Origin of the sequence: Leisingera aquaemixtae, from assembly GCF_001458395.1 — a bacterium.
GTDB lineage: Bacteria > Pseudomonadota > Alphaproteobacteria > Rhodobacterales > Rhodobacteraceae > Leisingera > Leisingera aquaemixtae.
In genome coordinates this window covers 1-21,176 of sequence record NZ_CYSR01000029.1, presented here as the reverse complement: position 1 = coordinate 21,176, position 21,176 = coordinate 1, and the positions used below count along the sequence as shown (strand labels likewise).

The 21,176-nt window shown below is 66.4% G+C and carries 20 protein-coding genes; 13 read left to right on the top strand and 7 right to left on the bottom strand.

The window, feature by feature from the left end:
• Window positions 1-75: 75 nt before the first annotated feature.
• Both PHA8399_RS13515 and PHA8399_RS13510 read left to right on the top strand, forming a co-directional pair.
• A complete protein-coding gene (locus PHA8399_RS13515; RefSeq protein WP_058286661.1) occupies window positions 76-1,626 on the top strand; it encodes a proton-conducting transporter transmembrane domain-containing protein in 1,551 nt (516 codons plus the stop codon).
• A 13-nt stretch (window positions 1,627-1,639) separates the two neighbouring features.
• The gene (locus PHA8399_RS13510; protein ID WP_058286660.1) at window positions 1,640-4,048 is read left to right on the top strand and encodes a YbcC family protein; all 2,409 of its coding nucleotides are present in this window, start codon (window positions 1,640-1,642) and stop codon (window positions 4,046-4,048) included.
• A 123-nt stretch (window positions 4,049-4,171) separates the two neighbouring features.
• Here the strand turns inward: PHA8399_RS13510 and PHA8399_RS13505 are convergent, their stop codons facing one another.
• Window positions 4,172-5,200 (bottom strand): LacI family DNA-binding transcriptional regulator, encoded by a 1,029-nt coding sequence (locus PHA8399_RS13505; protein WP_058286659.1) that lies wholly within the window; start codon window positions 5,198-5,200, stop codon window positions 4,172-4,174.
• Between the two features lie 131 nt (window positions 5,201-5,331).
• On the opposite strand from PHA8399_RS13505, the gene PHA8399_RS13500 reads away from it, so the two are divergent.
• The 11 genes from PHA8399_RS13500 to PHA8399_RS13450 all read left to right on the top strand — a co-directional run bounded on the left by PHA8399_RS13500 (window position 5,332) and on the right by PHA8399_RS13450 (window position 14,354).
• Window positions 5,332-5,517: a hypothetical protein gene (locus PHA8399_RS13500; RefSeq protein ID WP_027234045.1), complete on the top strand. Its 186-nt coding sequence runs from the start codon at window positions 5,332-5,334 to the stop codon at window positions 5,515-5,517.
• Between the two features lie 23 nt (window positions 5,518-5,540).
• Window positions 5,541-6,686: a TRAP transporter substrate-binding protein gene (locus tag PHA8399_RS13495; RefSeq protein WP_058286658.1), complete on the top strand. Its 1,146-nt coding sequence runs from the start codon at window positions 5,541-5,543 to the stop codon at window positions 6,684-6,686.
• A 112-nt stretch (window positions 6,687-6,798) separates the two neighbouring features.
• A complete protein-coding gene (locus tag PHA8399_RS13490; RefSeq protein WP_058286657.1) occupies window positions 6,799-7,311 on the top strand; it encodes a TRAP transporter small permease in 513 nt (170 codons plus the stop codon).
• A 13-nt stretch (window positions 7,312-7,324) separates the two neighbouring features.
• Window positions 7,325-8,653 (top strand): TRAP transporter large permease, encoded by a 1,329-nt coding sequence (locus PHA8399_RS13485; protein WP_058286656.1) that lies wholly within the window; start codon window positions 7,325-7,327, stop codon window positions 8,651-8,653.
• A 12-nt stretch (window positions 8,654-8,665) separates the two neighbouring features.
• Window positions 8,666-9,973, top strand: coding sequence for a histidinol dehydrogenase (gene hisD / locus PHA8399_RS13480; RefSeq protein ID WP_058286655.1), 1,308 nt, complete (start codon window positions 8,666-8,668; stop codon window positions 9,971-9,973).
• Entirely contained in the window at window positions 9,966-10,727 is a 762-nt protein-coding gene (locus tag PHA8399_RS13475; RefSeq protein WP_058286654.1) for an SDR family NAD(P)-dependent oxidoreductase, read from the top strand. Before hisD ends, PHA8399_RS13475 begins: the two co-directional genes overlap by 8 nt.
• Window positions 10,724-11,704: an alcohol dehydrogenase catalytic domain-containing protein gene (locus PHA8399_RS13470; protein ID WP_058286653.1), complete on the top strand. Its 981-nt coding sequence runs from the start codon at window positions 10,724-10,726 to the stop codon at window positions 11,702-11,704. The genes PHA8399_RS13475 and PHA8399_RS13470 overlap by 4 nt, the downstream gene beginning before the upstream one ends.
• Window positions 11,705-11,734: 30 nt before the next feature.
• Window positions 11,735-12,145, top strand: coding sequence for a universal stress protein (locus PHA8399_RS13465; RefSeq protein ID WP_058286652.1), 411 nt, complete (start codon window positions 11,735-11,737; stop codon window positions 12,143-12,145).
• Window positions 12,146-12,184: 39 nt separating this feature from the next.
• Window positions 12,185-12,691, top strand: a complete 507-nt coding sequence (comD, locus tag PHA8399_RS13460; protein WP_058286651.1) for a sulfopyruvate decarboxylase subunit alpha — start codon at window positions 12,185-12,187, stop codon at window positions 12,689-12,691.
• Window positions 12,688-13,242 (top strand): sulfopyruvate decarboxylase subunit beta, encoded by a 555-nt coding sequence (comE, locus tag PHA8399_RS13455; protein ID WP_058286650.1) that lies wholly within the window; start codon window positions 12,688-12,690, stop codon window positions 13,240-13,242. Before comD ends, comE begins: the two co-directional genes overlap by 4 nt.
• Entirely contained in the window at window positions 13,242-14,354 is a 1,113-nt protein-coding gene (locus tag PHA8399_RS13450; RefSeq protein WP_058286649.1) for an alpha-hydroxy acid oxidase, read from the top strand. Before comE ends, PHA8399_RS13450 begins: the two co-directional genes overlap by 1 nt.
• Before the next feature lie 109 nt (window positions 14,355-14,463).
• On the opposite strand, the gene PHA8399_RS13445 is transcribed toward PHA8399_RS13450, so the two are convergent.
• The 6 genes from PHA8399_RS13445 to PHA8399_RS13420 all read right to left on the bottom strand — a co-directional run.
• Complete coding sequence (locus PHA8399_RS13445) at window positions 14,464-14,757, bottom strand: DUF1330 domain-containing protein (protein WP_058286648.1); 294 nt, start codon at window positions 14,755-14,757, stop codon at window positions 14,464-14,466.
• 58 nt (window positions 14,758-14,815) lie between these two features.
• Complete coding sequence (locus PHA8399_RS13440; RefSeq protein WP_058286647.1) at window positions 14,816-16,306, bottom strand: NCS1 family nucleobase:cation symporter-1; 1,491 nt, start codon at window positions 16,304-16,306, stop codon at window positions 14,816-14,818.
• Window positions 16,307-16,400: 94 nt separating this feature from the next.
• Window positions 16,401-17,861, bottom strand: a complete 1,461-nt coding sequence (hydA, locus tag PHA8399_RS13435) for a dihydropyrimidinase (RefSeq protein ID WP_058286646.1) — start codon at window positions 17,859-17,861, stop codon at window positions 16,401-16,403.
• A gap of 5 nt (window positions 17,862-17,866) precedes the next feature.
• Window positions 17,867-19,117, bottom strand: coding sequence for a Zn-dependent hydrolase (locus PHA8399_RS13430; RefSeq protein ID WP_058286645.1), 1,251 nt, complete (start codon window positions 19,115-19,117; stop codon window positions 17,867-17,869).
• A gap of 62 nt (window positions 19,118-19,179) precedes the next feature.
• Window positions 19,180-20,499 (bottom strand): omega-aminotransferase AptA, encoded by a 1,320-nt coding sequence (gene aptA, locus PHA8399_RS13425; protein WP_058286644.1) that lies wholly within the window; start codon window positions 20,497-20,499, stop codon window positions 19,180-19,182.
• A 25-nt stretch (window positions 20,500-20,524) separates the two neighbouring features.
• Window positions 20,525-21,176, bottom strand: a 652-nt coding sequence (locus PHA8399_RS13420; protein ID WP_145977041.1) for an NAD(P)(+) transhydrogenase (Re/Si-specific) subunit beta, incomplete at its 5' end; no start/stop codon positions are given.

Here is a 21,176-nt window from a genome sequence, read left to right as displayed (position 1 = left end):
TTTTTTATATCTAGAAACCTGCCCTATCTCGGTATCAAGCGCGATTCCGCCTGCTGAGACCGAGGAATTTAAACCATGAGTCACCTGTTTCTGCCACTTCTAAGCCCGCTCATCCTGCTCGCCGCCGCAGCCTTTGCGCGCCGGACACCCGGCCGCCGCCCTGGCCTGCTGCCCAAGGCGGCCGAGTGGGCCGCGCTTGCCGCCTTTGCGGCCGCGGCCGCCTCGGCCGTCCTGCTGCTGCTTCACGGCCCGGGAACCTCCGCGCTGATCGGCCTGTGGGGCGTTGGGATCTCGGTGCGGCTGGATGCGGTCAGCGCCACCATGCTGGTGCTGGTGAGCTTTATCGGCTGGATCGTCATGCGCTACGCGGCCACCTACATGGACGGCGAAGCGCGCCAGGGCGCCTTTGCGGGCTGGATGTCAGCGACCCTGGCCGCGGTTCTGCTGCTGGTGATGTCGGGCAACCTCATCCAGCTTTTGGCAGCCTGGGTGGCAACCAGCCTGCTGCTGAACCGGCTGCTCCTGTTCTACCCGGAGCGCACCACCGCCCGGCGCGCCGCGCGCAAGAAGGCCGTTGTGGCCCGGGCAAGCGAGCTGGCGCTGGCAGGGGCGGTGCTGCTGCTGGTGCTGAGCTATGGCACAACCGATATCTCCGCCATCCTGGCCGCCGCGCAGGCGGGCCCGGCGACGATTGCCGCCGCAATGCTGATCGCCCTGGCGGCAGTGCTGGCCTCGGCGCAGTTTCCGGCCCACGGCTGGCTGACCGAGGTGATGGAGGCCCCCACCCCGGTGTCGGCGCTGCTGCATGCGGGCGTCATCAATGCGGGCGGCTTCCTGCTGATCCGGTTCGCCGATGTGATGCTGGCCGCGCCGGGGGTGATGGCGCTGCTGGTGATGCTGGGCGGTTTCACGGCGCTGTTCGGCGGGCTGGTGATGCTGACGCAGGCCGCGGTCAAGACCTCGCTGGCGTGGTCCACGATTGCGCAGATGGGCTTTATGGTCATGCAGTGCGGTCTGGCGCTGTTCCCGCTGGCGCTGCTGCACATCGTGGCGCATTCGCTGTACAAGGCGCATGCCTTCCTCAGCGCGGGCGAAGCGGTCCGCAATGTGGCCGCCACCCGCCGTCCCGGCCCCATCGCGGTACCAAGCGCCCGCAACGTGCTGCAGGCCTTTGCTATCGGCATCGTGATGTACGGGCTGATCGGGGCGGTCTTCGGCTTTGACGGCAAGTCGGTGCAGGCCATCGCCTTGGGCGTGATCCTGATCTTCGGCGTGGCCTACATCCTGGCGCAGGGCCTTGCCGATGCGGCCCCCGGCGCGCTGACCCGCCGCACCGTGATCTATGCCTCGGCAACCTCGGTGAGCTACTTCCTGCTGCAATCGCTGGCCCTGCACATGACCGCAGGCACCCTGCCGCCGGCCCCCGCACCGGGCCCGCTGGAATGGGCGCTGATCGTTCTGGCGCTGATCAGCTTTGGCGCGGTCGCCGTGGCCCAGGCCACCTTCCCGCTCTGGGCCACCCATCCGGCCGCCGCCGGCCTGCGCGTGCATCTGTCCAGCGGGCTTTACGCAAACGCGATCTTCGACCGGCTGCTGGACGGCTGGTCGAACCGGAAAACCGCCTGAAACGGAGCGAGACATGTTTACCAAGCACGAAACCTACCCTGCGGCCCTTCTGGAATTTGTCGCCGAGGCGAACAAGGCGGTGAAAGCGGTCCCGCCGCTGTTCCCGCTCTCCTCCAGCGTTGCGGTCAACCCTTTCCTTGGCCAGACCGGTGAACCCTTGGCGGTGGCGGCGGCGCGCATGGCGCGCGTCGCGGGCGCCCGGATCACGCCGGAGCGCGCCCATTGGGCGACCAAATTCGACGCCGGAGAGATCGGAGTGGACGATCTGCGCGCGGCCCTGGCCAGTGCCGAAAGCCGCTTTGGCCTGCCGGATCTGGACACCGTCAAGGCCGCGCTCCGGACCGAAAGCGCCCCGCTGCGCGCCCTGCCCACAGTGGCGGAGCTGGCGGCGGATGTGTCCGGCATCGACTGGCCGGGCCTGATTGAGGAGCGGATCGGCGCCTGGGCGTGCAGCCATTTTGATCAGGGCCAGGCCCTGTGGCAGCCCAACCGCACCGGCGGCGCCTTCAGCGCCTGGCGCGAATTCGCCTCCCGCGATCTGACCCCGGAAATCCACGGCCTCAAGGGCTTTGGCGCCTTTGTTGCCGCCACCAATCGGTCCCACTGGCGGGCAATCGGGCGCGCCTCCGAAACTCTCGGCGTGTCGGCCGAGGCCGCTGAGACCGCCTACCACAGGTGGCTGATCACACTGGGCGGCTGGGCGCAGTATGCCCGCTATCTGCTGTGGCAGGCGGAACTGGACGGCCAGGCGGACAACACCGCGGCTGAGCTGTTGGCGATCCGGATGGTGTTCGACGAGGCGCTGTTCCACCTCTACAAGGACGAGAGTGCCGAGCGTTGGTCGGAGGTTGCCGCACAGCACGAAATGCCGGTGACCCCCAGCCGGGATCTGGTGATCGACGCGGTGCTACAGGACGCCGCCGAGCGGGCGCAGCAGCGCAAGCTTTCCACTGTCCTGGCCTCCCGCCAGCCGCGCCGGACTGAGGGACGCCCTGCGGTGCAGGCCGCCTTCTGCATCGACGTGCGCTCCGAGGTGTTCCGCCGGATGCTGGAAGCCCAGGACGCCGGGATCGAAACCATCGGCTTCGCGGGCTTCTTCGGCCTTGCCAGCGCGCACCGCGCCGCCGGTTCGGACGTGACCGAGATCCGCGGCCCGGTCCTGCTGCAGCCCGGTGTAACCTCGCAGGCCGCCGAAGCGGACGACATCGACCGGAAGCGGCGCTATGCGGCGCGGGCCAAGCGCGCCTGGGGCCGGTTCAAACTGGCGGCGGTCTCCTCCTTTGCCTTTGTCGAGGCCACCGGCCCGCTGTATGTCAGCAAGCTGCTGCGGGACTCGCTTGGCCGCCCGGCTGGCGCCAAGTCCGAACCCGCCCCGCAGCTTGACCCTGCAATCGGCCTGGACGCCCGCATCGGCATGGCCAAATCCGTGCTGGCCGCGATGTCCCTGACAGAGAATTTCGCGCGGATCGTGATGCTGGCAGGCCACGGCGCTGACGTCATCAACAACCCGCACGAAAGCGCCCTGCAGTGCGGCGCCTGCGGCGGCCATGCCGGCGATGTGAACGCGCGCCTGCTGGCCGGGCTGCTGAATGACGCCCAGGTGCGCGAGGGGCTGCGGGGCGAAGGCATCAGCATCCCCGCCGATACGCTGTTCCTGCCGGCGCTGCACCATACCACCACCGATGCGGTCACACTGTATGAGCAGGATCTGCCGGGGCAGGAGTGGAAGGCGGATGTCGCCCGGCTGAAGCGCTGGCTGGACGGCGCCGGGCGGCTGGCCCGCAGCGAACGCGCCGCCAGGCTGCCCCGCGCCAAGGGGGAGGCGGACATCGCCCGCCGGGCCAGCGACTGGGCCGAGCTGCGCCCGGAATGGGGTCTGGCCGGCTGCCAGGCGCTGATCGCCGCCCCGCGCCAGCGGACCGAGGGCGCGGACCTGTCCGGCAACACCTTCCTGCACAACTACGACTGGCAGGCCGACGCGGGCTTTGGCGTGCTGGAGCTGATCATGACCGCCCCGGTGCAGGTCGCGAGCTGGATCAGTCTGCAGTACTACGGCTCCACCGTGGCGCCGGAGCTGTTCGGCGGCGGCAACAAGCTGCTGCACAATGTGGCGGGCGGCATCGGCGTGCTGGAAGGCAACGGCGGCGCCCTGCGCCCCGGGCTGCCCTGGCAGTCGGTGCATGACGGCGACGGCTTCCAGCATGACCCGCTGCGCCTGACCGTCATCATCGAAGCCCCGCGCGAGGCGATGACCGATGTGCTGAAACGGCACGCCAATGTCAGGGCGCTGTTCGACAACCGCTGGCTGTCGCTGATTGCGATGGACAGCGAAGGCAAGCTGGCCTGGCGCTATGACGGCGAACTTGAATGGTCGCCGTTCCAGCCGGAAGACCGCGGCAACCGCGCAATCGCGGCGGAGTAAGCGCGGGCGGCAAGCCCCAGACATGCAAAGGACACCGGCAGGCCCGCTTGCCGGTGTCCACATGTGCCCGGACAGCGCCCGCTGCGCGCGGTTATCCTGTTCAACCGCTGATTTTGACCGTTTTCACGACGGGTCAGGCGGCGCAGCCAGCGACTGCCGCGTCACGACATGCGTGCTGATGCACTCCGGCTGCCCTGCCGATGTGCCTTCAACCATCGCCACCAGCTCCCGCGCGGCCTTGCGGCCCATTTCGCGGTGCGGAACATGCACCGTGGTCAGCGCCGGGCTGACAATTGCCGCCAATTCGATGTCGTCGAACCCGGTGACGGAGACCTGCTCCGGCACCGCGATGCCCATCCCTTTCGCCTCGCGCAAGGCGCCCGCCGCCAGCACGTCGTTGCCGCACATCACCACCGTCGGGCGCGGCTCCAGCGCCATCAGCTGGCGGAACGCCTCTGCCCCCTTGTCGATTTCATACGGGGTTTCGATCAGGGTCAACGCCCCCTCCCCCAGGCCGGCCGCCTGCAATGCCTGCCTGACACCCTCCACCCGGCTCAGCGCCCGGTCGTTGCCCTCCGTCAGGCCTGAAATCATCGCAATCCGCCGGTGGCCCGCCGCCAGAACGCTCTCCGCCAGCGCGCGCATGGCGCAGGCATTGCTGAACCCGACCGAGGGCCGCCTGGCCTCCGGCACATAGGACCAGGCGACCAGCGACGGCACCTGATGCCGGTCGAGGTATTCGTAAATCTGCGGGTCGCGCGCGTGCCCGATCAGCAGCAGCCCGTCCGCACCGCGCGCAACCAGGGTGCGGATCTGCTCGCGTTCGGCCTCCGGATCATAGGCCGAGCTGGACACCAGCAGCGTATAGCCGCGCTCCCGCAGCTCGTCCTGAAAGGCCTGCAGGCCGCGGGCAAAGATCGCATTGTCCATGGTGGGGATGATCGCCCCGATGGTAAAGCTGCGCTTGGCCGCCATCACCCGGGCCGCAAAATTCGGGGTATAGCCCAGTGATTCGACCGCCTGCAGGACCCGCTGGCGGGTCGATTCGATCACCCGTTCCGGCGTGTTCAGGCAGCGCGACACCGTCGCGGTCGAGACGCCGGCCTCCCGTGCAACATCGGTAAGTGTCGGAGCTGAGCGGGTTTTTCCCATATCATGCCTGCCATTCCATTGGCCCCTGTCTTAGCACAAATCGCAGCCATTGCCATCCGCTCATGTAAGCGCTTGCATTAATGATGTAAGCGCTTACAAATGGTGTTGGGATCAAAAAACGGGATTAAACGATGTTTCTCCTCGCTGCCGTTGCCGTCTTTGCCGTGTTCTTTGCCAATGTCGCCCTGGGCGCGTTTGGCGGCGGCGGGTTTCTGAACGACGTGGGAGAGATGCTGGTCCTGTTTGCGGCCTCGGTCCTGTTCGTGGCCGCGATCCTCAAGCGCGAGGCTGACCACAAGAAAAACAACGGCAGCTGACGGATTTCCAAGGGAGGAAGACAATGACGACTGACAAGGATGGCCCCAAATCTGCGGAGCGCCGCAATTTTCTGAAACTGGCCTCAACCGGCTCCTTCACCGCGGCGCTGGTGGCGGGTGCGGGCGGCGTTCTGTGGTCATCGGAGGCCGCCGCGCAGACTGCCAAGGAAGAGAAAGAGCGCGAGCGCGCGGCGGAGCATATCATGACCGTGGCGACCGCTTATGTGCTCGGCGCCTCCCGCAGCTATCCGATCATGCAGCTGGACCTGAAGGAAAACATCCAGAACGCCACCAACGGCAAGATCTACGTCAAGCTCGCCCCCGGCGGCCAGCTCGGCGCGGGCGGCGCATTGGTGCAGAAGGTGCAGGGCGGCACCATCCAGGCGGCGCAGCATTCGCTGTCGAACTTCGCGCCCTTCGCCTCCACCGTTGACCTGATCAACATGCCCTATCTCTGCGGCTCCAACCAGCGTTTCACCAATCTGGTGAACTCTGACTTCTGGGCTGCCGAAGTCCACCCCAAGGTCGAGGCCGCCGGCTTCAAGGCGCTGTTTTATGTGAACATCGACCCCCGTGTGGTGGCGGTGCGCAAGGGCGGCAACGCGGTGATGTCACCCGGCGACATGTCGGGGGTGAAATTCCGGGTGCCGGGCTCGAAAATGCTGCAGCAGTATTACCGCATGGTCGGCGCCAACCCGACACCGGTGGCCTGGGGCGAAACACCCTCAGCGATCAAGCAGGGGGTGGCGGATGCGCTCGACCCCTCGGTCGGGGCGCTCTATGTCTTTGGTTTCAAGGACATCCTCAGCCATGTGACCTTCACCCAGGCGGTGCCGGACAGCCAGGTCTATTCCTGCAATCTGGAATGGTTCAACTCATTGCCCGCCAATGTGCAGGAGGGCGTGATCTGGGGGTCGGAGATGACCGCGCATCAGAACCTGTCCAAGGTGCCCTCCGCCCGCGCCTATGCAATGGCGGAACTGACCAAGGCAGGCGTCGAGTTTCATTCGCTCAGCGATGACCAGCTGGCGGAGTGGAAGGAGGCCGGCGGCTACCAGCGCAGCGAATGGGATTCCTTCAAGACAGAGCTGGCCGGGTCGATGGACAATTTCGCCAAGCTGGAGGAGGCCGCAGGCACCCAGGGCAAATACTTCGTCCACGACGCCTGACCGCTGCAGGGGCGCGCGCCGGACACCGGCCGCCGCCCGCCACCGAAACCGCCGCTTCTGCAGCAGCCCGCCGGGCTGGCTGCGGGGGCGTGCCTGAACCCCGGGAACAGCGATGAAGATCCTGCGAACGATAGACAAGAACGCGGAGCGCTGGCTGCTCCTGGTGTTCTACGTGATGCTGGTCATCACCATGGCGATCGAGGTGATCCGGCGCGAGCTGTTTGCCTTCTCCTCGATCTGGGGCGAGGAGATCGTCCGCTATTCCTTCATCTACCTGGCCTGGATCGGTGCCGCCGCCGCGGTCAAGGAGCGCGCGCATATCCGCATTGATGTGCTGATGCACTACCTCGGCCCCCGGCCCAAGGCGCTGCTCTACATCTTCGGCGATCTGGTGATGTTCATCGTGGCCCTGGTCGCGCTCTACTGGTCGTTCGAGACGGTTCTGGTCTCCGCCAAATTCGGATCGGTCAGCCACGGGCTGCGGGTTTCGATGGTGTGGTTCCTGATGGCGGTGCCCGCCGGGTTCACCCTGATGGTCTGGCGCCTGCTGCAATCCTTCCTGCGCGACTGGCGCAGCCTTCGTGACGGCACTCCCGTCTTCGAAGGCGACAAGCTGTTTGATTGAGGGGCCTTAAGCGATGCTGTGGAACACACTCAACCAAACGGTCGAACTGGGCTGGGATTTCTACCTGCCGGTAATCATGTTCGTGGCGCTGATTGCGCTGGCGGTGCCGGTCTGGGCCGCAATCGGGGCGGCGGCGATCACCATGCTGGTGATGTCGGGCGACCTGCCGCTCAGCGCCATCGGCGAAAGCCTGTTCACCGGCATCGACGCCTTTGCGCTGACCGCGGTGCCCTTGTTCATCCTGACCGGCGACGTGCTGGTGCGCACCGGCCTCAGCAAGAAATTCCTCGATGTGGCAGAGGCGCTGACCTGCTGGACGCGGGGCGGCTTCGGCTCTGCCACGGTGCTGGTCTGCGGCATGTTCGCGGCGATCTCCGGCTCTGACGCCGCCGGCGCTGCCGCCGTCGGGCGGATGACCATCGCCCGGCTGGTCGAAAGCGGCTACCCCCGCCCCTATGCCTGCGCGCTGGTCGCGGCGGGTGCCTGCACCGGCATCCTGATCCCGCCCTCCATCGCCTATATCATCATCGGCCTGGTGCTGGGCATTTCCGCCTCCACCCTGTTCCTGGCCGCGCTGATCCCGGGGATTGCCATTCTGGTGTCGATCCTGGTCACCAATATCATCATGAACCGGCTTTATACTTATGAGACCGGCGGCAACATGGGGTTCGGTGAATGGCTGGGCAACCTGGGGCATTCGCTGAAATCCGGCTGGTATGCCTTCATCGTGCCGGGGATCATCTTCTACGGCATCTTCTCCGGCCGCCTGACCCCGACAGAGGCCGGCGCCACGGCGGTGGTCGTCACCATCCTGATGGGCTTCATCCTGGGCACCCTCAAGCTCTCGGATTTCCCGGCGATGCTGGTCAGCTCTGCCAAGGTGAACGGGGTGATCCTGCCGATCATCGCCTTCTCCGCGCCGCTGGCCGAGGCGCTGGCGATCATGGGCGTGCCGCAGGGGTTTGTGGCCGCGGTGACCGGGCTGACCGATGACCCCTCGGTGCTGATCCTGCTGATGATCTGCATCCTGATCGCCGCCGGCTGCGTGATGGAAACGACCCCCAATATCGTGATCCTGGCACCGATCCTGAAGCCGCTCGCCGACAACATCGGCATGAACGAAATCCAGTTCTGCATCATGATGATCACCGCGCTGGGGGTCGGCTTCATCACCCCGCCGCTGGGCCTGAACCTGTTCGTCGTCTCCGGCATCACCGGCGAGTCCATCCTCAAGATCGCCGCCCGTGCCATCCCCTTTGTTCTGACCATGCTGATCGTGGTGCTGCTGATCGCCTACATCCCGCCGATCTCGACCACGCTGCTTCCTGACATCTACAAGTAGGACCCCCTGAAAATGACCCGTGAATACCTGAAAAAGGCTGCCCTGACCCCCAAGTCGGATGCGTCTGAGACCCACAAGACCGTGCAGGGCATCCTGGACGACATCGAGGCCGGCGGCGACGCCAAGGCGCTGGAATACGCGGCCAAGTTTGACCGCTACGAGGGCAACGTGCTGCTGACGGCAGAGGAGATCGAAGCCGCCTGCGCCCTGGTGCCGGAGAAGCTCAAGGCCGATATCCGGTTTTCCCATGACAATGTGCGCCGCTTTGCCGAACTGCAGAAGAGCACGATGCAGAACGTGGAAACCGAAATCTGCCCCGGCTTCATCACCGGGCAGAAGGTGATCCCGGTGGATGCGGCGGGCTGCTATGTGCCGGGCGGGCGCTACAGCCATATCGCCAGCGCCATAATGACCGTGACCACCGCCAAGGTGGCGGGCTGCAAGCACATCACCGCGTGCTCGCCGCCGCGCCCGGGCACCGGCGTGGCCCCCGCCATCGTCTATGCCGCCCATATCTGCGGCGCGGACCAGATCATGGCGATGGGCGGCGTGCAGGGGGTTGCGGCCATGACATTCGGCCTCTTCGGCCTGCCCAAGGCCAATATCCTGGTCGGCCCCGGCAACCAGTTCGTGGCGGAGGCCAAGCGCATCCTGTTCGGCCGCGTCGGCATCGACATGATCGCAGGCCCGACCGACAGCCTGATCCTGGCCGACAGCACCGCCGACGCCCATATCGTCGCCACCGATCTGGTAAGCCAGGCCGAGCATGGCTATAACTCGCCGGTCTGGCTGGTGACCGATGATCGCGCCCTGGCCGAGGAAGTCATGCGGCTGGTGCCGGGGCTGATCGACGACCTGCCTGAGGTGAACCGCGAGAACGCCGCCGCCGCCTGGCGCGACTATGCCGAAGTGATCCTGTGCAAAGACCGCGAGGATATGGCGGCCTGTTCCGACGAATACGCGCCCGAGCATCTGACCGTCCAGGCAGAGGATCTGAACTGGTGGCTGGAGCAGCTGACCTGCTACGGCTCGCTGTTTCTGGGCGAGGAGACCACGGTCTCTTACGGGGACAAGGCGGCGGGCACCAACCACGTGCTGCCGACCTCACGCGCAGCCAGCTATACTGGCGGCCTCAGCGTTCACAAATACATGAAGATCGTCACCTGGCAGCGCGCCACCCGCGAAGGCTCGAAACCGGTGGCGGAGGCCACCGCCCGGATCGCCCGGCTGGAAGGGATGGAGGGCCACGCCCGCGCCGCCGATGTGCGGCTGGCCAAGTATTTCCCGGACGAAACCTTTGACCTGACCGCCAATGGCTGACCCGCGCGCCCTGTTCGATCTGACGGGCCGCACCGCCTGCATCACCGGCGCCAGCTCCGGGCTGGGGCGGCGCGCGGCCATCGCGCTGGCCGCCGCCGGGGCGCAGGTGGTTGCGGTGGCGCGCCGGGCGGAGGCGCTGGAAAGCCTTTGTGCAGAAATCGGACCAAGCGCGGCTTACGCAGTCGCGGATGTGGCGGACCGCAGCGCGATGGAGGCACTGCGGGACACCGTCGCGGCCCCCTTCGGCGCGCCGGACATCCTGATCCACGCGGCCGGCGTCAACACGCGGCAGCCTGCGGATGAGGTGACCACGGAAGGCTGGGACCGCACCCTGGCGCTGAACCTCTCGGCGCCCTTCTTCCTCAGCCAGGCGCTGGTGCCTGCGATGAAGGCGAGGGGCTGGGGGCGGATCGTCAATTTCGCCTCGCTCCAGACTACCCGCGCCTTTCCCGGCGGCATCGCCTATGGCGCCAGCAAGGGCGGGATCGGCCAGCTGACCCGCGCCATGGCAGAGGCCTGGTCGCCCCACGGCATCACCGCCAACGCGATCGGCCCGGGGTTCTTCCCGACCGAACTGACCCAGGCGGTGTTCGAGGATGACGCCCGCGCCGCCCGCAACGCCGCGCAGACCTGCATCGGCCGCAACGGCCGGCTGGAGGATCTCGACGGGCCGCTTCTGTTCCTGTGCTCCGAGGCTTCGGCCTATGTTACCGGGCAAATCCTGATGGTTGACGGGGGGTTCACCGCGAAATGAAAGCCTTGGTTTATGAAGGGGTTGAGACGCTTTCGGTCCGCGATGTGCCGATGGCCGCGGGCCGGCCGGGCGAGCAGCTGATCCGCATTCATGCCTCCGGCATCTGCGGCTCCGACATGCACGCCTATCTGGGCCATGACAACCGCCGGCCCGCGCCACTGATCCTGGGGCATGAGGCCGCGGGGGTGGTAGAGGACGGGCCGCAGGCAGGCCGCCGGGTGACCATCAACCCGCTGGTGACCTGCGGCAGCTGTCCGGCCTGCGCGTCGGGGCGCGAAAACCTCTGCGCCAGCCGCCAAATCATCTCCATGCCCCCGCGCGAGGGCGCCTTCGCCCAGTTCGTGGCAATGCCGGAGCGCAATCTTGTCACCGTGCCGGACGCGGTACCGCTGGCAAAGGCCGCGCTGGCCGAGCCGCTGGCGGTCAGCTGGCACGCCGCCCGGCTGGCGCTGGAGGCGCTGCACCCGGACACCGAACGCCGCGCGCTGGTGATCGGCGGCGGTGCCATCGGGCTGGCGGCGGCGCTGGCGCTGCGCGCGATGGGGGTGGAGGACGTCACGGTCCAGGAACCCAACGCCGCGCGCCGGGCCTTTCTGGCGGACCGCTGCAGTCAGCAGGCGGTGGCGGAGTTTCAGGGCATGGTGCCGCTGGTGGTGGACGCAGTGGGCTATGCCGCCACCCGCGCCGCCGCCTCTGCCGCTGCCGCGCCCGGCGGGGTGATAGCCCATGCCGGGCTGGGCGAGGATGCGGGCGGCTTGGACATCCGCCGCATGACCCTGCAGGAGATCACCTTTATCGGCACCTACACCTACACCGCGCAGGATTTCCGCGACACCGCGCAGGCCATCTTTGACGGCCGCCTCGGCCCGCTGGACTGGCCCGAAACACGGCCGCTGTCGGACGGCGCCGCTGCCTTCCGCGACCTGCGCAGCGGCGCGGTGGCGGCACCCAAGATCATCCTCGACCCCTGGGCCTGAGCCCGCGCCCCTAACAAACGGAGAGCAACGATGTATGACAATATCCTGGTTCCCATGGCCCTGGATCACGGGGTGTCCGGAACAACGCTCAAGGCCGCCGCCACCCTGTGCAACCCCGGCGGGCAGATCACCGCGCTGCATGTCTATGAGCCGCCGCACAGTTCGGTCACCGCCTACCTGGACGAAGACACCGTGCGCGACGGCTTTGACAAGGCCCGCGAGGCGCTGGCCCTGAAAACCGCAGGCCACGCCAATGTCACGGCGGAGATCGTCAAGGGCCGGTCCTACCGCGCCATCGTCGAATACGCGCAGCAGCACGGCATGGACTGCATCGTCGTCGGCTCCCACAAACCGGGCCTCAGCGACTTTTTCCTCGGCTCGACTGCCGCCCGCGTGGTCCGCCACGCGCCCTGCGCCGTGCATGTCTGCCGCACCTCCTGACCCCGAGAAACAAGACACCCGAAGCAAAGGCAACCAACCATGAATATCGACAAGAGGATCGCTGACGATCTGGCGGCCAACGGCGTCTCCTTCGTCACCACCGTGCCCTGCAAGCAGCTGGCCGGCGTGATCGAGGAGATCGACCAGCGCGACGACATCTTCCATATCCCCTCCAACAAGGAGGACGAGGGCATGGGGCTGTGCGCCGGCGCCTGGATGGGCGGCAAGCGCCCGGCCATCATCATGCAGAACACTGCCATCGGAGTGACCATCAACACACTGGCGACGCTGATCCAGTACTACCGGATGCCGCTGCCGATGCTGATCTCCTACCGCGGCGAGCTGCGCGAGCCGGTGGCCTGCCAGGTCGAAATGGCGGTGCATACCAAGGCGCTCCTGGCGCAGCTCAACATCCCCGCCTACCACTTTCACTGGCAGAAAGATGTCGAGGAGTTCGACAACATCCTGAAATACACCTTCATGTGCAACAAGCCCGTTGCCATCCTGACCGACGCCAATTTCTGGGGAGGCTATGGCGACCAATGATCCGTTCCGAAATCCTGAAAGAGATCGCGCCGATCCTGCGCAACGAGCTGGTGGTCTGCAACATCGGCATTCCGTCGCAAGAGCTGCACGCTATCGACGACCAGCCCAGCAATTTCTACATGCTGGGCACCATGGGGCTGGCGTCCTCCATCGGCTTGGGGCTGGCGCTGGCGCAGCCGAAACCGGTGATCGTGATCGACGGTGACGGCTCGATCCTGACCAACCTCGGCACCTTGCCCACCATCGGCAACAACGCGCCCGGCAACTACATCCTGATGATCATCGACAACGGCTCCTATGGCTCCACCGGCGATCAGCCGACCTATACCAGCCAGCGCACCGATCTGGCCGGCATGGCCCGCGCCGCCGGCTGCGCCCGGGTGGTGGAGGTGCAGGACAAGGACACCGGCCCTGCGCTGGAGGAGGCTTTGGCCAGCGGCGAGGCGACGGTTCTGGTGGTCAAATGCGACAGCGGCAACGCCAAGATGCCGGTGATCACGATGGACCCGGTGGTGATCCGCGACCGCTTCATGAAGGCCGTGGCCGGCTGATGGGTGCAGGCGCCATCCATTCGGCCGAAGACGCCCGCCGCCTGGCCCGGCGGCGGCTGCCCTGGATGGTGTTTGACTATATCGACGGGGCCGCCGGGCAGGAAACCGGGGCGGCGCGCAACCGTGCGGCCCTGGATGCCATCACCCTGCGGCCCCGCATCCTGCGCGATGTCAGCCGCCGCTCGCTGGCGGTCCGCGTCTTCGGCGCCGAGGCGGACCGCCCCTTCGGGATTGCCCCCATGGGCATGTGCAACCTCGCCGCCCCCGGCGCCGACCTGATGCTGGCCCGGCTGGCCGCCCGCCACCGGGTGCCGCATGGGGTCTCGACCGTTGCCTCGACCCCTTTGGAGACCATCCTGGAGGCGGCAGAGGGCTATGCCTGGTTCCAGCTCTATTTCAGCGGCGACGGCAGCGGCACCTTCAAACTGGCGGAGCGCGCCCGCGCGGCCGGCTATCAAACCCTGGTGCTGACGGTGGACGTGCCCGAGGTCGGCCGCCGCCCGCGCGAGCTGCGCCATGGCTTCAAGATGCCGTTCCGCATCGGCCCGCGGCAGTTCCTCGACTTTGCCCTGCACCCGCGCTGGTCGCTGACGGCGCTGCTGAAGGGCAAGCCGGTGATGGCGAATTTCCAGATGGAAGGCTATGACTTCGACCGCACCGAAAGCCGGGCGCGCGCCACCTGGGACACGCTGGCACGGCTGCGCGACCTCTGGCCCGGCAAGCTGGTGATCAAGGGCGTGCTGGACGTTGAGGACGCGCGCGCCCTTGCGGCGGCGGGCGTGGACGCGATCCAGGTCTCCAGCCACGGCGCCCGGCAGCTGGAGGCGGCACCGGCCCCGATAGAGATGCTCGCGAAAATCCGGGCCGCGCTGGGGCCGGAATTCCCGGTGTTCTACGACAGCGGCCTCCGGTCGGGCGAGGACGTGCTGAAGGCGCTGTCGGCCGGGGCGGACTTCACCTTCCTGGGGCGGATTTTGCAGTTTGCCATTGCGGCACGGGGGGAGGCAGGGCTGGAACAGCTGTGGGCGGCCCTGAGCGAAGAGCTGAGCATCGCCATGGCGCAAACCGGGCTGACGGCATTGTCAGCTGACAATTTTTCCGGGCGATCATAGCAGCGCACAGCCGGGCAGCTGGATTTAATCAGGAAAACAATGGCTTGACCGGCGGCCTGCCCGCCCTGTCACGCAGGGCGGCAAGCAGCCGGTGCAAGCGCACGCCCGGTTAGCCGGGCGCGCCTTCGACGATCACGATATTGGCCAGCCCCGCGCCCTCACGGTGCGCTTTGGCGGCCTGGTATTGCGGCGAGTTGTAGCAGCTCAGCGCCGCCTCCATCGAGTCGAACTCGATCACCACGTTACGCGGATGGCCGTCGCCCTCCATCTGCTCGCAGGCGCCGCCGCGGGCCAGAACGCGGGCGCCGAATGTCTTGAACGCCTCCGTCGCGCCTTCGGCGTAGAGTTTGTAGGGATCCGGATCGGTCACGGTGACATGGGCAATCCAATAGGCTTTGGGCATGCGGGCTCCGCTTGTCTGAAAGGGGAACCGGGGCGGCAGGCACCGCCCCGGCCAAAGGTCACTTGTTCAGGATCTTCGACAGCACCAGATAGGCGGCGCCGGCCACGAACAGGCCCACGAACCAGGCGTAGGTGTAGATCGTGGCAAAGAAGTCGGAGGTGCCCGCAGTGATGCCGACACCGGCCAGGAAGCCCGGCAGGTTCGGCAGGATGCCGATCACCAGCGCCCAGACACCGGCCCAGTTGGTGCCGTTGCTGCCGGAATAGATGCCGTTCATCTTGAACAGGTCAGCCACTTCCAGCTTGGTCTTGCGCAGCAGGTAGTAGTCCGCCAGCATCACGCCCGCGATCGGACCCAAGAGCGCCGAATAGGCGATCAGCCAGCCGATGATGTGGTTCACCAGAACCCAGGGGAACATGGCAATGCCGATACCTGCGGTGATATAGCCGCCGCGCTTGAGGTTGATCTTGCTCGGCGCCAGGTTCGAGAACCCGTGCGCAGGCGCCACCACGTTGGCCGCCAGGTTGGTGGTCAGGGTCGCCACGATCAGCGCAAACAGCGCGATGATCACCGAGAACCCGCCCATCTTCTCAGACAGCTGGATCGGATCCCAGATCGCCTCGCCATAGATCACCACGGTGGCCGAGGTCACGGCGGAGGCGATGAAGGCAAACAGCGCCATCGGGATCGGCAGGCCGACCAATTGGCCCACCAGCTGGTCTTTTTGGCTTTTGGCGTGGCGGGTGAAGTCGGGGATGTTCAGCGCCAGCGTCGCCCAGAAGCCGATCATGCCGGTGAGGCTCGGCCAGAAGACGACCCAAAACTGGCCCTCTTGCGGCTGGCCCGGATCAAAGGCGCTGGGGGTGGACAGCATCTCGCCGAAGCCGCCGGCGTTGACATAGGCCCAGGCCAGGAGCGCCAGGCCCATCGCCAGCAGGAAGGGGGCCGCATAGGTCTCCAGCCAGCGGATCGACTCGGTGCCGTTGGCGATGAAGTAGAGATGCAGCGCCCAGAAGGCCAGGAAGCAGATGAACTCGCCCGCGCTGATGCCCAGCACCGGCAGCGCCTCGCCCGCCAGCGCACCGCCGGTCAGGGTGTTGAGGATCACAAAGATCGCGGAGCCGCCGACCCAGGTCTGGATGCCGAACCAGCCGCAGGCGACGATACCGCGGGCCACGGCCGGGATCTTGGCGCCGGTCGGCCCGAAGGAGGAGCGCAAGAGCACCGGGAAGGGGATGCCGTATTTGGTGCCGGCATGGCCCACCAGCACCATCGGGATCAGCACGATGGCGTTGGCGGCCAGAATGGTCATAACCGCCTGATCCCAGCTCATGCCGGAGCCGATCAGGTAGGACGCCAGCAGGTAGGTCGGAATACAGACCACCATGCCCACCCAGAGCGCGGCAATTGCCAGCCAGTCCCAGGTGCGTTCCGCCGCCGTCGTCGGCAGCTGGTCCTCGTTGTAAAGTTCGGGGTCGATCCCGGTCAGATCCACCCGCGGCGGCGCGTCGGCGCCGGACGCGGAATACCCGCTGGTTACATCAGCCATTTTGAGTTTCCTCCCTGTTATTTGGCTTTGTTGCGGCCCGCTTCTGCGGCAGGCAGCACATGCAAAAGTCCCCGGCCTGCGCCGGGGACCATGATCAGACGCAGGCCGGCATGTTCTCGGCCGAGCGCACAACCTGGCGCGGCGCGGTGAGCTGTTTCCACTTGGACAGCGCCTTGTTGACCTCGGGGAACGCGTGCCGCTCGACGAACCGCCCGTGTCCCGGGGTGGCGCAGACGGTGCCGTCGTCCACCGCCAGTTCGCCGCGGCTGAGGGTATAGCGCGGCAGGCCGGTCACCTCGCGGCCCGCGAAGACGTTGTATTCCACCACCGACTGCTGGGTTTCGGGCGAGATCACCTTGGATTTCTTCGGATCCCACACCACCAGATCGGCGTCGGAGCCTTCCACGATCGCCCCTTTGCGCGGGTATATGTTGAGGATACGCGCGATATTGGTCGAGGTCACGGCCACAAACTCGTTCGGTGTCAGCCGCCCGGTGTTCACCCCCTCGCTCCACACCACCGGCATCCGGTCTTCCAGCCCGCCGGTGCCGTTCGGGATCTTGGTGAAATCGTCGATACCGGTGCGTTTCTGATCCACGGTAAAGGCGCAGTGGTCGGTCGCCACCACCTGCAGCGAACCTGCCTGCAGACCCGCCCACAGGCTGTCCTGATGCGCCTTGTCGCGGAACGGCGGCGACATCACCCGCTGCGCGGCGTGGTCCCAGTTGGGGTGGCGGTATTCGCTTTCGTCCAGCACCAGATGCTGGATCAGCGGCTCGCCATAGACGCGCATGCCTTTCTGGCGCGCCCGGCGGATCGCCTCATGCGCCTGCTCGCAGGAGGTATGCACGACATAAAGCGGCACGCCGGCCATGTCTGCGATCATGATGGCGCGGTTGGTGGCTTCGCCCTCGACCTCCGGCGGGCGCGACAGCCCGTGGCCTTCGGGGCCGCGGATGCCGTCTGCCAGCAGCTTCTGCTGCATTGTGGCCACCACGTCGCCGTTTTCCGCATGGACCATCGGCAGCGCGCCAAGGGCGGCGCAGCGGCGGAAGCTGTCAAACAGCTCGTCATCATCCACCATCAGCGCGCCCTTGTAGGCCATGAAGTGCTTGAAGGAGTTGATGCCCAGATCGACGACCTTCTGCATCTCGTCAAACACTTGCTCGCTCCACCAGGTCACTGCCATGTGGAAGGAGTAATCCGCGCAGGCGCGTTTGGACTTGGCGTGCCAGGCCTCCAGCGCCTCCAGCATCGACTGGCCGGGGGTGGGCAGGCAGAAGTCCACCACCATGGTGGTGCCGCCGGCAAGGCCCGCGCGGGTGCCGGATTCAAAATCATCCGCCGAATGGGTGCCCATAAAGGGCATCTCCAGATGCACATGCGGGTCGATGCCGCCGGGCATGACATAGCAGCCCTCGGCGTCCAGCACCTTGTCGCCATTCAGATTGGTGCCGATCTGCACGATCTTGCCATCCTCGATGGCGACATCGGCGGCATAGCTGCGGTCGGCGGCAACGATGGTGCCGCCCTTGATCACGGTTCTTGTCGTCATAGTCTTCACTCCACGACTTCTGCGGTTTCCAGCACGGCGTGCAAGAGCACATCCGTTCCCGCCGCAGCCCATTCGCGGCTGATTTCCTCATCCTCGTTATGGCTGAGGCCATCGACACAGGGGCACATCACCATGGCGGTCGGCGCCACCTTGTTGATCCAGCAGGCATCATGGCCGGCGCCGGAGATGATGTTGCGGTGCGAATAGCCCAGCTGCTCAGCCGCGCGGCGCACGGCGGAGACGCAGTTTTCGTCGAATGTCACCGGGTCGAAATGGCCGACCTGCTCGATCTCCAGGCCCAGTTCCAGCTCCTCGGCGATTTTCGCGGCACCCTCGCGCAGGCGGCGCTCCATATCCGCCTGGGTGTCGAAGCTGGGCGAGCGGAAGTCGATGGTGAAGACCACCTTGCCCGGCACGATGTTGCGGCTGTTGGGGTAGTAGTCGCAGTGGCCCACGGCACCGACCGCATCCGGCTGGTGGCTCATCGCGATCTCATGCACCAGGGTCGTGATCCGCGCAGCCCCCAGGCCCGCATTGCGGCGCATCGGCATCGGGGTGGAGCCGGTGTGCGCCTCCTGGCCCGTCAGCGTGACCTGCAGCCAATTCAGGCCCTGGCCGTGGGTGACGACGCCGATATCCTTGCCCTCGGCCTCCAGAATGGGGCCCTGCTCGATGTGCAGCTCGAACATCGCGTGCATCTTGCGGTTGCCCACCGGCTCGTCGCCCGCGTAGCCGATGCGGGCCAGTTCCTCGCCGAACTTCTTGCCGTCCGCATCCTCGCGCGCATAGGCCCAGTCCTGGGTGTGAACGCCCGCAAAAACGCCGGAGGACAGCATCGCGGGGGCAAACCGCGTGCCTTCCTCATTGGTCCAGTTCACCACCACAATGGGGCGGCGGGTCCGGATGCCCTGATCGCGGATCGAGCGCACCACCTCAAGCCCTGCCAGCACGCCGAGGACACCGTCGTATTTGCCGCCCGTGGGCTGGGTGTCCAGATGGCTGCCCATCATCACCGGATCCAGATCCGGATTGGTGCCTTCCAGGCGGGCAAACATATTGCCCATGCTGTCGACGCCGACGGTCATGCCGGATTCTTCGCACCAGCGCTTGAACAGGTCGCGGCCTTCCTTGTCGGCATCGGTCAGCGTCTGGCGGTTGCATCCGCCGCGCAGGCCGGGGCCTTTCTGCGCCATCTCCATCAGCGTGTCCCACAGGCGGCTGCCGTTGATGCGGGCGTTGCTTTGCACGTCTTTCATGTCTCTCTCCCTTTGCCGCCCCTGCCCCGCGCGCCATTCGAGCGCAAGGCTGGGGCAGGTCCTCACGCGACCAGCGATTCGGCCAGAATGCCGATCAGCTCGTCGATTTCCGTCTTTTCGATGATCAGCGGCGGCGACATGGCGATGATGTCGCCGGTGGTGCGCAGATGCGCCCCCTTGTCCCAGGCGCGCAGGTAGGTGTCGAAGGCGCGCTTGGTGGGCACCCCCGCAACCGGCTCCAGCTCCACCGCGCCGACCAGGCCGGAGCAGCGGATATCCTTCACATGCGGCATCCCCTGGAGGCTGAACAGGGCATCGGACCAATAGTCCTCCAGCGCCGCCGCACGCTCGAACAGCTCCTCCTCGCGGTAGGTGTCCAGCGCCGCCAGCGCCGCGGCGCAGGCCACCGGGTTGCCGGAGTAGGTATAGCCGTGGAACAGCTCGATCATATGCTCCGGGCCGGTCATGAAGGCATCGTGGATGGCGCTGCTGATCATCACCGCGCCCATCGGGATCACCCCGTTGGTCAGCCCCTTGGCGGTGGTGATCATATCCGGCTCGACGCCGTAGTAATCCGCGCCAAAGGCCCGGCCCAGGCGGCCATAGGCGGTGATCACCTCGTCGAAGATCAAGAGGATGCCATGCTCGCGGGTGATCTCGCGCAGCCGCTGCAGGTAGCCCTTGGGCGGCAGGATCACCCCGGCGGAACCTGCCATCGGCTCGACGATCACCGCGGCGATGGTCTCCGCCCCGTGCAGCTCGATCAGCCGCACCAGGTCCTCTGCCAGCTCCGCGCCATGCTCCGGCTGGCCCCTGGTAAAGGCGTTACGCTCCGGATCATGGGTGTGGCGCAGGTGGTCGACGCCCGTCAGCAGGCTGCCGAAATGGCGGCGGTTGTTGACGATGCCGCCGACCGAGATGCCGCCGAAGTTCACCCCGTGGTAGCCCTTCTCGCGCCCGATCAGCCGGGTGCGGCCCTGCTCGCCCTTGGCCTTGTGATAGGCCAGCGCGATTTTCAGTGCGGTCTCCACCGATTCCGAGCCGGAGTTGGTGAAGAACACATGGTTCAGATCGCCCGGCGCCAGCTCCGCCAGCCGCGCGGCCAGCTCAAACGCCTTGGGGTGGCCCATCTGAAAGGCGGGCGCATAGTCCAGTTCGATCACCTGTTTCTGCACCGCCTCGGTGATGCGCGGCGCAGCGTGGCCCGCGTTGACGCACCACAGGCCCGCGGTGCCATCCATCACCTTGCGCCCGTCGGTGGTGGTGTAATACATGCCCTCCGCGGCAGCGACCATGCGCGGCGACTGCTTGAATTGCCGGTTGGCCGTAAACGGCATCCAGTAGGCATCCATGGCGTTCGGCCGCTTCAGTTGATTATCCATGTCCAAGTCCTTTTCGTTCGAGTGTTCAGGCCGCAACGAGGTTTAGCAGCGTATCGAGGCTCTGCTTTGCATCGCCATAGAACATGCGGGTGTTTTCCTTGAAGAACAGCGGGTTCTCGATGCCGGAATAGCCGGTGCCCTGGCCGCGTTTGGAGACGAAGACCTGTTTCGCCTTCCAGCATTCCAGCACCGGCATGCCCGCGATCGGGGAGTTGGGGTCCTCCTGCGCCGCAGGGTTCACGATGTCGTTGGAGCCGATCACGATGGCCACATCCGTGTCCGGGAAATCCTCGTTGATCTCGTCCATTTCCAGCACGATGTCGTAGGGCACCTTGGCCTCCGCCAAGAGCACGTTCATGTGGCCCGGCAGGCGGCCTGCGACCGGGTGGATCGCAAAGCGCACAGTCTTGCCTTTCGCGCGCAGGCGGCGGGTCAGTTCGGCCACGTTCTGCTGCGCCTGCGCCACCGCCATGCCGTAGCCGGGGATGATCACCACGCTGTCGGCCTCCTCCAGCGCCGCCGCCACGCCGTCGGCGTCGATGGCGATCTGCTCGCCGTCGATCTCCATCGCCGGACCGGAGGTGCCGCCGAAGCCGCCCAGGATCACGCTGACAAAGGAGCGGTTCATCGCCTTGCACATGATGTAGGAAAGGATCGCACCGGAAGAGCCGACCAGC

What these genes read in the sequence shown, in the direction of transcription:
- PHA8399_RS13505 (WP_058286659.1), bottom strand. Translation starts at nt 5,200, where the DNA reads ATGGGAAAAACCCGCTCAGCTCCGACACTTACCGATGTTGCACGGGAG.
- PHA8399_RS13500 (WP_027234045.1), top strand. Translation starts at nt 5,332, where the DNA reads ATGTTTCTCCTCGCTGCCGTTGCCGTCTTTGCCGTGTTCTTTGCCAAT.
- PHA8399_RS13470 (WP_058286653.1), top strand. Translation starts at nt 10,724, where the DNA reads ATGAAAGCCTTGGTTTATGAAGGGGTTGAGACGCTTTCGGTCCGCGAT.
- PHA8399_RS13445 (WP_058286648.1), bottom strand. Translation starts at nt 14,757, where the DNA reads ATGCCCAAAGCCTATTGGATTGCCCATGTCACCGTGACCGATCCGGAT.
- PHA8399_RS13430 (WP_058286645.1), bottom strand. Translation starts at nt 19,117, where the DNA reads ATGAAAGACGTGCAAAGCAACGCCCGCATCAACGGCAGCCGCCTGTGG.
- hisD (WP_058286655.1), top strand. Translation starts at nt 8,666, where the DNA reads ATGACCCGTGAATACCTGAAAAAGGCTGCCCTGACCCCCAAGTCGGAT.
- PHA8399_RS13490 (WP_058286657.1), top strand. Translation starts at nt 6,799, where the DNA reads ATGAAGATCCTGCGAACGATAGACAAGAACGCGGAGCGCTGGCTGCTC.
- comD (WP_058286651.1), top strand. Translation starts at nt 12,185, where the DNA reads ATGAATATCGACAAGAGGATCGCTGACGATCTGGCGGCCAACGGCGTC.
- PHA8399_RS13465 (WP_058286652.1), top strand. Translation starts at nt 11,735, where the DNA reads ATGTATGACAATATCCTGGTTCCCATGGCCCTGGATCACGGGGTGTCC.
- PHA8399_RS13450 (WP_058286649.1), top strand. Translation starts at nt 13,242, where the DNA reads ATGGGTGCAGGCGCCATCCATTCGGCCGAAGACGCCCGCCGCCTGGCC.
- hydA (WP_058286646.1), bottom strand. Translation starts at nt 17,861, where the DNA reads ATGACGACAAGAACCGTGATCAAGGGCGGCACCATCGTTGCCGCCGAC.
- PHA8399_RS13475 (WP_058286654.1), top strand. Translation starts at nt 9,966, where the DNA reads ATGGCTGACCCGCGCGCCCTGTTCGATCTGACGGGCCGCACCGCCTGC.
- comE (WP_058286650.1), top strand. Translation starts at nt 12,688, where the DNA reads ATGATCCGTTCCGAAATCCTGAAAGAGATCGCGCCGATCCTGCGCAAC.
- PHA8399_RS13440 (WP_058286647.1), bottom strand. Translation starts at nt 16,306, where the DNA reads ATGGCTGATGTAACCAGCGGGTATTCCGCGTCCGGCGCCGACGCGCCG.
- PHA8399_RS13515 (WP_058286661.1), top strand. Translation starts at nt 76, where the DNA reads ATGAGTCACCTGTTTCTGCCACTTCTAAGCCCGCTCATCCTGCTCGCC.
- aptA (WP_058286644.1), bottom strand. Translation starts at nt 20,499, where the DNA reads ATGGATAATCAACTGAAGCGGCCGAACGCCATGGATGCCTACTGGATG.
- PHA8399_RS13485 (WP_058286656.1), top strand. Translation starts at nt 7,325, where the DNA reads ATGCTGTGGAACACACTCAACCAAACGGTCGAACTGGGCTGGGATTTC.
- PHA8399_RS13495 (WP_058286658.1), top strand. Translation starts at nt 5,541, where the DNA reads ATGACGACTGACAAGGATGGCCCCAAATCTGCGGAGCGCCGCAATTTT.
- PHA8399_RS13510 (WP_058286660.1), top strand. Translation starts at nt 1,640, where the DNA reads ATGTTTACCAAGCACGAAACCTACCCTGCGGCCCTTCTGGAATTTGTC.